This window comes from Paracoccus sp. DMF-8 (assembly GCF_029309835.1).
In the GTDB taxonomy this organism is placed as follows: domain Bacteria; phylum Pseudomonadota; class Alphaproteobacteria; order Rhodobacterales; family Rhodobacteraceae; genus Paracoccus.
This window is the reverse complement of the sequence record NZ_JARJHL010000011.1, coordinates 97016-109544: the sequence shown is the minus strand read 5'-3', so window position 1 is coordinate 109544 and position 12529 is coordinate 97016. Positions and strand designations below refer to the sequence as shown.

Below are 12529 nucleotides of genomic sequence, written 5' to 3'. Positions count from 1 at the left end.
TTTCCGGTAAACCGAAAAGAATAGCAAAGTTCTTTCAGGTTTCTTGAAATGCACCCCAACCTTGTCGATCACCTGACCGCCTTTTGCGCCGTCGTCGATCATGGCGGGCTGACCGCCGCGTCGCGGGAATTGCGGCGCCCGATTTCCTCGATCAGCTATTCGCTGGCGCAGTTGGAAAGCCATTGCGGATTTGCCCTGCTGGGGAGCGGCCCGCACCGGTCCGAACTGACCGAACGCGGCCGCGCCCTGCTGGCCGAGGCGCGCGCGGTGGTCGAACGGGCGCGCGGCTTTACCTCTCATGCGGTGTCGCTGGAAAAGGGGCAGGAAACGCGGCTGCGCGTGCTGGTCGATGTGCTGCTTCCGCAGGCGGACCTGATCCGCGCGCTGGCCGATTTTTCCGCCGAACATCCGCAGACGCGGATCCAGTTCTTCAATTCCTCGCTGGCGACGCTGTGGGATGATCTGCGCGACGGCGGCATCGACTTTGCCCTGACGCTGGCTGCCGCGATTCCGTCGGATATCGCGGCACGGCATCTGGGCAGCGAGACTCTGGGCCCGGTCTGCGCCACGGGCCACCGCCTGACCCGCCTGCCCCGGCCCCTGCCGATGAGCGCCTTCGACCGCGAGCGCCAGATCTATTACGTCGGTTCGCCCCGCATCGACATGGAGCGCGTCGGGCGGCTGTTTTCAACCGATGTCTGGACGGTGAACGATGTCGAAAGGATCAAGCATATGGTCAAGGCGGGGCTGGGCTGGTGCTTTTCCGGCACCCGCACCTTCGAGGCGGAAATCAGGCGCGGCGAGGTCGTGGCCCTGACCTGCGAGGATATGCAGTTCCACCCCGTCCGCACCGTCGTCGCGGCATGGCCCGCGCATCGCAGGCCCGGCCCGCTTGGGCGGCGGCTGATCGACTGTCTGGACCCGGCGCGCGCGGTGGCTCAGCCGGGATGGGATGCGGCGAATGCGGCGAATTCGTCGGGCGTGGCATAGGATTTCTGCGTCCCGCGCCGGGTGATCGACAGCGCCGCATAACGCGCGGCCTGCGCCAGCGCATCCTGCGGCGCGGCACCGCCCGCGTGGAAATGCGCAAACGCCCCGATGAACGCATCCCCCGCCCCGGTCGTATCGACCGGCGTGACCGGCACCGGCGCGATCCGGGTGACGCTGTCCCCGGTCACCAGCCGCGCCCCGCGCGCGCCAAGCGTCACCACGACATTTTCGATGCCGCGCGCGATCAGGGCGCGGGCGGCTGCGGTGATGTCATCCTCGGTTTCGGTGGGCAGGCCGGTCAACAGGGCCAGTTCGGTTTCATTGGGGCAGAACCAGCCCAGCCCCTTCAGCCGCGACACATCCAGATCGGGCGCGGCGGGCGCCGGGTTCAGGATCGAGGTGATGCCGTTTTCCGCAGCGAAAGCAACGGCATGATAGACAGCATCCAGCGGGATTTCCAACTGCAGCAGGATCAGGTCGCAGCGTTTCAGATCATCCGCCGCCGCGTCGATATCGGCGGGGGACAGGGTGGCATTGGCGCCCTTGACGATGACGATCAGGTTTTCGCCCGACGGTTCGACAAAGATCGGGGCGACGCCGTTCGCCATGCCCGGCACCTTGGCGGAATGGGTCACGTCGATGCCCTGTTCGCGCAGGTTTTCCAGCACGCCCTGACCAAAGATGTCATCCCCGACCCGCGTCAGCATCATCACATCCGACCCAAGCCGCGCCGCCGCGACCGCCTGATTGGCGCCCTTGCCGCCGTAACCCATGTCGAAACTGGGCGCCTCGATGGTTTCGCCGCGTTCGGGCATCCGCGTGACATAGGTCACAAGGTCAACCATATTCGATCCGATCACGCCAATCCGGCCCGCCATCATCCTATCCTTTGTTCAAACCCGCGATGCGCGCGGCGATATCCTGCGCCGCCGCCCGGTCGGCATAGCCCATGCTGACGGAAAACGCGGCCGTTTCGGCGGGCGCAAGCTGCCGCACGCGGCCCGCCGCCTGTTCGGCCGAAAAGCCTTCGGGATAGCAGGTCGAGGGCAGCGCGAAAGCCGCCACCTGCGCATCGCCATTGACCAGCACCCAACGCACCAGTTTCGGAAATTCCGCAGGCGCATAGGTCATCACGAAACCGTCGCCCTCGGGGCGTTCCAGCATCAGATGGGTCAGGCCGGCGGCATCGGTCGCGGGCTGTTCGATGTAGAAAACCTGTTCGGGATCATAGCGCTCCGGCTGGTCCAGCCGCTCCATCGCGTCGGGCCGGGCGGCCAGTTCGTCCAGAAAGGCGCGATAGGCGGGCGTCGCCGGGACATGCGCGGGAATGGCGGTGCGGACGCGGGTGCGATCCGGCGTCCAGGGCGCCGCCTGATGGATGCGCCCGCCCGGCACGAAACCGAAATTCGCATGGGCCATATACATCAGATCCATCGGCGCAAAGCTGCGGTTCGTCACCCGCATCGCCATGTCGAATACCGTCGCATCGGGCCTGACCATGACCGAAGGTTCCGCCCGGTAATTCGGGCCAAAGCCCATGATGTGATCGACATGCCCCGCCAGCCGCATGAACGGCCCCTGCCCGTCCGTGCCGATTTCCAGCCGCGCGGAATCCATCGTGGCGCAGGCCATTTCGCCATGCAGCAGGTGGTCGTCGCCCGGACCGGGGCAGCCGTTGCGCAGCAGCCCGCTGTGAAAGGCCAGACAGCCATAGGTTTCGACGATGACGCGCGCCGGGCGCGGCGCCTCGAACGGGCTGCCCATGGTCAGCCGCACCCCGTCGAATTCCGCATCCCAGACCATCTGGCCCAGCCAGGGCAACAGCTCGACCCATCCGCGCGGCGTGGCGATGGTCAGCGATTCGATGCCTGTCGGATAGCGGCGCAGGCTGGCGCTCATGCCCTGGGCGGTGGCGATGATGCGCGGTGCATCCGCCGCGAGTTCGCGGAAAAGCGGGATCGAAACCACCATGGCTATCCTTCGGATTTGCGGTTGCGCCAGGCATTCAGCGCAATGACCAGAATCAGGAAGGCGCCCCAGATGAAGTCAATCATATGCAGCGACACCCGCATCATCTGGAACCCCGACGACAGCAGCACCAGCGAAATCAGCGCCAGCGCCACCCCAAGCACCGACCCCTTGCCGCCCGCCGGATTGGTCCCGCCCAGAACCGCGATCAGCACCGCCTGCAACAGATAGGATGCGCCGTAATCGGATTTCGCGGCATTGGTCCGCGCCGACAGCAGGATGCCCGCAATCGCCGCCAGAAAGCCGGTAAAGGCATAGCTATACAGGATCATCCGGCTGCGCCGCAGCCCGGCAAAGACCGCCGCCTTGGGGTTCGTGCCGATCAGCATCAGGTTCAGGCCAAAGGGCGTGCGCGCCAGCAGCGCCCAGGTCGCCACGCAGATCACCGCAAAGATCACCAGCGGCACCGGCACGCCCGCCAGCTTGGCATTGCCGATGGCATTCCACGCCTGCGGGAAACCGACGATGGCGGGCCCGCCCGTCAGCACGACAGCAAGGCCGGTAAAGACCTGTCCCGACCCAAGCGTCGCCAGAATCGGCGTGACGCGCAGTTTCGCGATGACCAGCCCGTTGAACAGGCCCGCCAGCGTGCCCGCGATCAGCGCAATCGCCACGCCGCCGACAACCATGCCGATGCCGCCGGTGCCTGCCTTTTGAAACCACAGGCCGGCCGCGATCCCGGCAAGGTTCGCAATCGCCACGACCGACAGGTCGATCCCGCCGGTCAGCATGGCGATCATCATGGCGATGGCCAGAATCCCCAGCTCTGGCGCGAAAAAGCCCATGGATTGAAAGTTGTAGGGCGTCAGAAAGCGCGGGTTCAGCAGCGCCATGACGACAAAGATCAGCACGCAGACGACCGCCAGTTGCAGGTTGGTGTCGAACCAGTTGCGTTTCGTTTCTGTCTTTTGGGGCGCGGGTTTTGCGGGGGTGGTTTCGGTGGTCATCGGCGCCCCCTATACCAGCGCCTTGCGATCGCGCAGCGCGGTCAGCGCCGTGGCCGCGATCAGCATGCCGCCTACCACGACCCGCTGCCAGGTCGTTTCGATCCCCATGAGGATCAGCGAATTCTTGATCATCACCAGAATGAACACCCCCAGCACCGTGCCCAGAACCGTCCCGCGCCCGCCAAAGATCGAGGCGCCGCCCAGCACGACAGCGGCGATCACGTCCAGTTCCCAGCCCAGAAAATCGCGGGGGTTGGCCTGCCAGATCATCGCGCTTTGCAAGATGCCCGCCAGCCCGGCCAGCGCGCCCGCCGTGACATAGACGAACACCAGCGTCCGCCCGATCGGGAAACCGACGCGCTTCGCCGCCTCGGGCGATGCGCCATAGGCATAGACGGAACGCCCGATCAGCGTGCGCGTCAGCACCAGATGCAGCACCAGCGCCAGCCCCAGATAGATCGGCAGCATCGCGGTCAGGCCGAATGTCGTGCCCCCGGCATTGGTCATGGTCAGGATATCGCTGCGACCGAATGCGATCAGTTCCCTGGGCATCTTGTTGATATTGACGATGGAGGTGCCGACCAGACCCAGCACCAGCCCGCGCACCACCGCCCCGGTGCCAAGCGTCACGATCAGCGGGATCATCCGCAGCTTGTGGACGATCAGCGCATTGACCAGCCCAAGCGCCGCGCCGATCCCGGTCGCGGCCAGCAGGGGCAGGACGACGCCGTCATAGCCGATATCGACCATCGTCCGAACGGTCAGATACATGCCCGCCACGGCGAATGCGGTGAATGACACGTCGATGCCGCCCGACAGCATCACCAGCAGCACCGCCAGCGCCATGATGCCGATGACGACATTCGACTTCAGCAGACTGAAAAGATTGTCCAGCGACCAGAAGGCCGGGTTGATCAGTCCGATCACCACCATGGCGACGATCAGGATCGCCGCAATCACCATGTCGCTGCTTGCTGCAAGCCTCATCCCCTACCCCCGGAAACGCAGTTTGTCGCCGACCGCATCCTCGGTCAGCGCATCGCCCGACAGCTCGCCGGTCAGGCGGCCCTGCTGCATATGGACGACGCGGTTGCAGTTCTGCACCAGTTCGGGCAGGTCGTCGGAAATCATCAGGACGGCCAGCCCCTTGTCGCGGGCAAGGCCATGAATGATCGCGTGAATCTGTGCCTTGGATCCGACATCGACCCCCACCGTCGGCCCGTTCAGGATCAGGACGCGCGCGCCGGTCATCAGCCAGCGCCCGATCACGACGCGCTGCTGATTGCCCCCCGACAGCGTGCTGACGGCGGCATCCGTGCCCGGCGCGGCGATCTGCATCGCCTTGAACATGTCCAGCGTGTCGGCACGGGCGCGGCGGAAATCCAGCAACCCGCCGCGCGAATAGCCGGGGATCGAACCCGCGATGGCATTGTCCTGAATCGATCTGGGCAGAAACAGCCCCTCGCTCAGCCGGTCCTCGGGGACATAGGCGATGCCTTCGGTGATGGCCTGCTGCACGGTCTGCAGATGCGCGGGCTTGCCGTCCAGCCAGATCTCGCCCCGGTAGCCGGGCCGCATCCCGAACAGCGCAAGCGCAAGTTCCGTCCGGCCCGAGCCGATCAGGCCGGACACGCCCACGACCTCGCCCGGCATCAGCGCCAGATTGATGTCGTAGATTTCGCCGGGCACGGTCAGGCTGCGCAGTTCCAGCCGGGGCATGCCACGGGTCGGCACCCAGTCATAGCGGCGCGCGGTCAGGTCGCGGCCGGTCATGGCGCGGGTGATCGCCGGTTCGTCGAATTCGGAAATCGGGCCTTCGGCGACTTTGCGGCCATTGCGGAACACGGTCAGCCTTTCGCTGATCTCCAGCATCTCGCGCATCTTGTGGCTGACGAAAAGCACCGCGATTCCATGATATTGCAGATCGCGGACGATGCGGAACAGGTTGTCCACCTCTTTTCCCGTCAGGGCGGTGGTGGGTTCGTCCATGATGATCAGCCGCGCATCGGCCAGCACCGCGCGGGCAATCGCCACGATCTGCCGCCCCGAGGTCGGCAGCGTTTCCACCGTCGCCGACGGGTCAAGCTGGACGCCCAGCCTTTCCAGAACCTCGATGGCATCGCGGCGGGCGACGCGCCAGTTGATTGCGCGCCGCCCGTCCTTGAGCAGGCTGTTCAGCACGATGTTTTCCGCCACCGTCAGCGTCGGAAACAGCGAAAAATCCTGATAGATGACCTGAATGCCATGGGCGATGGACAGGGGCGGCGACAGCGCGCCAACGGCTGTGCCGTCGATCAGGATTTCGCCCTGATCGGGCGTATAGACCCCAGATATCACCTTGATGATCGTCGATTTGCCCGACCCGTTTTCCCCGGCAAGGCAATGAATCTCGCCCGGTTCGATCCGCAGCGAAACGTCATCCAGAGCGGTCACCCCGCCGAAGCGTTTGGTGATGCCGCGTAGCTCGATCAAGGGCGCCATGATTCGATCCGTATCCGAGATCCGTAGTCGGGCCGTGTGCAGACCGGGGCCGGACAACCAGCCCCGGCCGTTGCGATCAAAAGTCGTAATCGGCCATGTTTTCGGCGGTCACGCCGACCCAACCGGCACCATACAGGATGTTCGGCTGGCCTTCGACCGGGGCAATCAGGCTGTCATAACCTTCCAGACCCAGATTCAGACCTGCGGCGATCTGGTCACGCTTTCCTTCCAGCGCGGCGACGGCCAGCATGTTCATGGCATAGCCCGCGACGGCCGGATCCCAGAACTGGATATAGCCGATATCGCCATTCGCCAGATATTCGCCCGCGACCGAGGGCAGCCCGGTGCCCGCGAAATGCACCTTGCCCTTCAGCCCGCCTTCGGCGATCATCCGGCCCGCACCGGCCGAGGTCGGCATCGGCCCGCCGACGATGCCCACGATATCGGGATGAGCGGTCATCGCCTCTTTCAGCTTGGTGTAATCCTGATTGGCGTCGTCATAGGTTTCCAGACGGCCCATCGCCTCGGACATTTCGGGGAAATGTTCCTGCTGGTAAGCCACCGCGCCGTCGATCCATTCCATCTGGCTTTTCGAGGTCAGGCTGCCGACGGTGGCGACATATTTGCCCTTGCCCCCGGTCGCCTCGCCCAGAACCTTCATCAGGTTGGCGCCATAGGCGAGGTTGTCGAATGCCTCGATATCGTAATCGACGTTCTGGATGTTCGACGCCTCGTGAGAAATCACCACGATCCCGGCATCGCGGGCCTTTTTCAGCACGGGTTCGACCGCTTCGACCGAAAAGGGCACGATGGTGATCGCATCGACGCCCTGCGCGATCAGGTTTTCGACGATCTGCACCTGCGCCGCCGCATCGGCCTGCGACGGGCCGATCATCCAGACATCATGGCCGGTGTCACCCTTGAACTGTTCCACCCCGTCGCGCATCCGGTCGAACCAGGCGATGCCGTCGACCTTGACCACGGTGGCGATGGTATATTTCTTGTCATCCGCGGTCGCGATCAGATCGCTGTTCACATTGGACACATCCACCACGCCATCGGCATGGGCGGCAACCGATGCGGCAAGGCCGAACACCGCCGCAACAAGCACCTTTTTCGTGGAAATCTTCCCCCTGATTTTCTCCCGCAGCCCCTGTTCCGGTCGGGCTGTCCAGGGTCAAGCCTGACATTCGCGCGATGGCAGAGTCAAGCTGGCCAGAACGCATCTGGTGAATGAAACCTGAATGTTCGAATGGGGGCACGCAGGCCGCTGGCGCGGTGCCGCGCCGCAGCGGTTCAACCGGCGCGCAGGGGCTGGTCGCCGGCGTCGGCATCGGCGTCGATCGACACCACGCCTTCCATCACGTCATGGGCGTATTGCGACGTTGCGCCCAGATTGTTGGCCAGCGCCTTCATCCTGGTATTTTCGCGGACATACAGCATGCGGATGCGTTTCAGGCCCAGTTTCCGGCCCGCGACGACCAGCGCGCGGGTCAGGATGCGGCCCAGACCGGCCTTCTGGAATTCCTTTTCGACGGACACCGAAAGCTCGCCTTCGTTGGTGTCGTCGATCCGCACCAGCTCACCCACGCCGCGCAGGATGCCATCGACGAAAATGCCGAAGATATAGGCATGGCTCCAGTCCAGACGATGGGCGTAATCGATGATCGCGCCATCGCTCATGGCGCTGTGAAAGCGCAGGCGGCGGTCTTCGGGGGTCAGGCGTTGCAGGTGGTCCTGATGTTGCTGGACGTCGCGCGGCGACAGGCCGCGCAGCGTGATCTGCAACCCGTCCGGGTTCCGGATATCCAGCCCCGACAGCGAGCGCCGGAAAATCGAATTGCGCGCGGCTTCGAACATGACGGCAACCTGCCTGTGCCCTTTCCCTGATCAGCGATCCAATTGCAGCGCCAGAACGATGCTGCACCGCAGAAAAATAGGCAGCCGCCTGTCTTGCGTCAATCGTTCCGCCGGGTCGCGAAATATGCGGAACCCATACGCGATTGCGCCGCGCGCGGCGCCGTCCCGCAACGATCACGCGGGATCGCGGGCGCGTCATTTGCGATTTCATGCGTGTTTCAGTCGGTTGAAACGACAATCCAGCGGATAAACCGCCGGATCAGGGGCCGGATGCGCAAGGAATAACGATTGCGTGACGACCAGCCTGTGGCGCGGCCGCATCAGTCAAGCGCAGCGGTGCGGCGCCCCGAAAAGCGCCCTCGCTGTATCGCGGCAACAGTCGTCACCGCGTCGCGGCAATGGCCATCACGGGGCGCGGACATAGCTGCCCGGTGCGGGCTCGATGGGCTTCAGCCTGCCCTTGCCGGGCTGATAGGCGGGCACCTGGTCCCCGGGGCTGAGAGCCGCGATCCAGTTCGCCCAATGCGGCCACCACGAACCTTCGTGGCGTTCCGCCCCCGACAGCCATTCGGCCGGATTTTGCGGATAGTCGGGCCGCGTCCAATAGCCGTATTTCGGGCGTGTCGCGGGCGGGTTGATGACTCCCGCGATATGGCCCGAGCCGCCCAGAACAAAGGTCGTATCGCCCCCCAGCAGTTGCGTCGTCGGATAGACCGAGGTCCAGACGGCGATATGGTCCTCTTTGGTGGACAGGACGTAAAAGGGGATGTCGATCTTGCTGATGTCGATCGGCACGCCGTCCATGGTCAGATGGCCGGGTTTGCGCAAGCCGTTCTCGATATAGATCTTTTCCAGATACCACAGCAGCATCGCGGCCGGCAGGCGGGTGCTGTCCGAATTCCAGAACAGCAGGTCAAAGGCCGGGGGCTTGCGCCCCATCAGATAGTTCATGACATGGAAGGACCACACCAGATCGTTTTCGCGGATCATCGAAAACATGTCCTGCAGATGGTGATTTTCCAGATAGCCCTTTTCCGCCATGTGGTGACGCAGCGCCTCGACCCTTTCGCGGTCGATGAAGACGCCGATTTCACCGACATCGGTGAAATCGACCATCGTGGCCAGCGTCGTCGCGGTCTTGATGCGCTTGTCGCCCCTTGCCGCCATATAGGCCAGTGTCGCGGTGACCAGAATGCCGCCGATGCAAAAGCCGAGGATATCGAATTCCTTTTCCCCGGTCGCCTTGGTGATCTGGTCCAGCGCGGTCAGGGGACCAAGCCGCATGTAATCCTCGAAACTCAGATGACCATGTTCGCGGGTCGGGTTGACCCATGAAATCAGAAAGACGCTGTGCCCCTGTTCCAGCATGTAGCGCACCATGCTGTTGTCGGGCTTCATGTCGAAAATATAGTATTTGTTGATCCAGGGCGGCACGAACAGCAGCGGGCGCCTGAACTGCTTTTCCGTCAGCGGCGCGTAATGGATGAGCTGCATCAATTCGTTCTGATAGATCACCTGACCGGGCGTCGTCGCCAGATCGCGGCCGACCTCGAAGGCAGAGGTGTCGTTGGTCGCGATATCCAGCCGCCCGTCGCCGCGTTCGATATCGTTCAGCAGGTTTTCCAGCCCGTCCAGCAGGCTGTCGCCTTCGGTGCGCATGAAACGGTCGCGGGCGGCGGGGTTCAGCATCAGAAAGTTGCTGGGCGACAGCGCGCTGAGCAGTTGGCGGGTATAGAATTGCACGCGCAACTGTTCCTTGGTGCCGCTTGGCAGGGTGGACAGCAGGCGGTCGGTCGCGGCCTCCAGCGCCAGATGGGCGTCGCGCATACCGCGGTTGGCGGGGTTTTCATCCCATTTCGCATCGCGGAATCGCCGGTCGGCCGGGCCTTCGCTTTCCGTCGCGCGCCATGCGTTCATCCAGGCCTTGCCGACATCGCGCATGACCTCATGCTGATAGGTCACCAGATCCCAGGGGCGCTGCGCCAGATCCAACATGGCGCGCAGATAGGCTTCGCTGACGGTCGAGGCATCGACGACGGAAAATTCCGATCCCGTCGCCTTGGCCAGCGCATTGCTGTGGGCGCTGATACCCAGTTGCTGCGCGCGCTGCATCAGCCCCCACATGCGGTCGATCTGCGTGGTGGTCATTTCCGAAGTCATCTTCAGGCTCCCTCCCCCTGCGATGCCGGTTTCCTGCCGGGCCAGTTGTCCGTTATGTCGGTCTTTTCGCGCGTCCCTGTTTCGATCATTACAGAATGGCGGCCTTGCGCAAGTGCGCTTGATGCCGGAAGCGTGATCGTTGGATTTCGGCCACGAAAATACGAGTTATATCAGTTGGATGAACAATCCGCGCCGCTGGCCGCCGGCACAGATCGGGCCCCGGACCGGGGCAGCAGAGGGGCGCGCGGCGTCGCCCGGCACGGTCGCGCCGCCAGCGTTTCGCCCGGTGGTTGCGCGGTGCGGCGCGCGGTCTGCGATCAGACAGAATCAGGGGCGCAACGCCCCCCTGCCGCCGGTTCAGAACCCCGCACCGCCACCCTGATCCCCAAGCGCCCGCGCCCGGTCGCGCAGCACGAATTTCTGCACCTTGCCGGTCGAGGTCTTGGGCAATTCGGTAAAGACGACGGTCTTTGGCACCTTGAAGCGCGCCATATGCTGGCGGCAGAATTCCAGCAGGTCGGTTTCGGTGATCTGCTGGCCGGGTTTCACCGTGACAAAGGCGCAAGGCGTTTCGCCCCATTTTTCATCCGGCCGCGCGACCACCGCCGCCTCCATCACGGCGGGGTGGCGATACAGCACGTCCTCGACCTCGACCGAGGAAATGTTTTCCCCGCCCGAGATGATGATATCCTTCGACCGGTCCTTGATCTCGACATAGCCATCGGGATGCATCACCCCCAGATCGCCCGAGGCGAACCAGCCGCCGCCAAAGGCTTTGGCCGTCGCCGTGGGGTTTTTCACATAGCCTTTCATGACATTGTTGCCGCGCATGAAGATTTCACCGATCGTCACGCCGTCATCGGGCACGGGTTCCAGCGTGGCGGGGTCGGCGACCATCATGTCGTCCAAGACGACATTCTTGACGCCCTGCCGGGCCTTCATCCGCGACCGGGCATCCGCATCCAGCGCGTCCCATTTCCCCTGCCATGCGCTGACGACCGAAGGGCCATAGGTTTCGGTCAGCCCGTAAACCTGGGTCACATCGACGCCCATCGCCTCCATGTTCATGATGACGGCGGCGGGGGGCGGGGCGCCTGCGGTCATCACCTTGATCTCGTGGTCGAAATCCTTCAGCTCATCGGGTGCGTGAACCAGCATGTTCAGGACGATGGGCGCACCGCAGAAATGCGTGACATTTTCATCGCGGAACAGCTGGAAGATCGGCTCGGCCCGGACGGCACGCAGGCAGATCGACACGCCCGCATTGGCGGCAATCGTCCAGGGAAAACACCAGCCGTTGCAGTGAAACATCGGCAGCGTCCACAGATAGCGCGCATGATGGCCCATGCCCCATGTGATGATGTTCGACATGGCATTCAGCGCCGCGCCCCGGTGGTGATAGACGACGCCCTTGGGATCGCCGGTCGTGCCGGATGTATAGTTCAGGCTGATCGCGTCCCATTCGTCGCCCGGCATGACCCATGCGAAATTCGGGTCGCCTTCGGCCAGCAGGTCGTCATAGGTGATGCGCCCGATCCGCTGCCCGCCCGCGAAGGACGGGTCCAGGATATCGACGACCAGCATATCGGGGCGGTGGGCGATCTTGATGGCGCGGTCCACGACTTCGGCAAATTCGGGATCGACCAGCAGGACCTTTGCCTCGGCATGGTTGAGGATAAAGGCGATCGCCTCGGCATCCAGACGGGAATTGATGGTGTTCAGGACCGCGCCCGTCATGGGGATGGCGAAATGGGCCTCGAACATCTCGGGGATATTGGCGGCGATGACGGAAACGGTGTCGCCCTTGCCGATCCCGCGCCCGGCCAGCGCGCCCGCGACGCGGCAACAGCGGGCGTAGGTTTCGGCCCAGGTGCGGCGCAGGTCGTTATAGACCACGGCGGTCAGGTCCGGATAGATCTGCGCGGTGCGCCGGATGAAGCTGAGCGGGGAAAGCTGCACGAAATTGGCCGGATTCCTGTCCAGACCGATATCATAGATCGTCGCCTTGTCCGCCATGCTGTCCCCCTTTGCCACGATTGCGGTTCGCCATCCATATGGTGACA

General features: G+C 63.9%; 10 protein-coding genes. 1 reads left to right on the top strand and 9 read right to left on the bottom strand.

Going from position 1 to position 12529, the window contains the following annotated elements; genetic code table 11:
* Positions 1–48: 48 nt before the first annotated feature.
* Positions 49–990: a LysR family transcriptional regulator gene (locus PE067_RS12015; protein ID WP_276189602.1), complete on the top strand. Its 942-nt coding sequence runs from the start codon at positions 49–51 to the stop codon at positions 988–990.
* On the opposite strand, the gene rbsK is transcribed toward PE067_RS12015, so the two are convergent.
* From rbsK to PE067_RS11970, 9 genes are all read right to left on the bottom strand, one after another.
* Positions 939–1868, bottom strand: coding sequence for a ribokinase (gene rbsK / locus PE067_RS12010; protein WP_276189601.1), 930 nt, complete (start codon positions 1866–1868; stop codon positions 939–941). The genes PE067_RS12015 and rbsK overlap by 52 nt on opposite strands.
* A 4-nt stretch (positions 1869–1872) precedes the next feature.
* Positions 1873–2961, bottom strand: a complete 1089-nt coding sequence (locus PE067_RS12005; protein ID WP_276189600.1) for a DUF4432 family protein — start codon at positions 2959–2961, stop codon at positions 1873–1875.
* Between the two features lie 2 nt (positions 2962–2963).
* Complete coding sequence (locus PE067_RS12000; protein WP_276189599.1) at positions 2964–3965, bottom strand: ABC transporter permease; 1002 nt, start codon at positions 3963–3965, stop codon at positions 2964–2966.
* Positions 3966–3974: 9 nt separating this feature from the next.
* Positions 3975–4952: an ABC transporter permease gene (locus PE067_RS11995; protein ID WP_276189598.1), complete on the bottom strand. Its 978-nt coding sequence runs from the start codon at positions 4950–4952 to the stop codon at positions 3975–3977.
* A 3-nt stretch (positions 4953–4955) separates the two neighbouring features.
* Complete coding sequence (locus PE067_RS11990; protein ID WP_276189597.1) at positions 4956–6446, bottom strand: sugar ABC transporter ATP-binding protein; 1491 nt, start codon at positions 6444–6446, stop codon at positions 4956–4958.
* 76 nt (positions 6447–6522) lie between these two features.
* Positions 6523–7557, bottom strand: coding sequence for an autoinducer 2 ABC transporter substrate-binding protein (locus PE067_RS11985; RefSeq protein ID WP_276189596.1), 1035 nt, complete (start codon positions 7555–7557; stop codon positions 6523–6525).
* Between the two features lie 185 nt (positions 7558–7742).
* Complete coding sequence (locus tag PE067_RS11980) at positions 7743–8306, bottom strand: GNAT family N-acetyltransferase (RefSeq protein ID WP_276189595.1); 564 nt, start codon at positions 8304–8306, stop codon at positions 7743–7745.
* A gap of 405 nt (positions 8307–8711) precedes the next feature.
* Positions 8712–10454: a class I poly(R)-hydroxyalkanoic acid synthase gene (gene phaC, locus PE067_RS11975; RefSeq protein ID WP_276189594.1), complete on the bottom strand. Its 1743-nt coding sequence runs from the start codon at positions 10452–10454 to the stop codon at positions 8712–8714.
* A gap of 369 nt (positions 10455–10823) precedes the next feature.
* Entirely contained in the window at positions 10824–12482 is a 1659-nt protein-coding gene (locus PE067_RS11970; RefSeq protein WP_276189593.1) for an acyl-CoA synthetase, read from the bottom strand.
* Between the last annotated feature and the right edge of the window lie 47 nt (positions 12483–12529).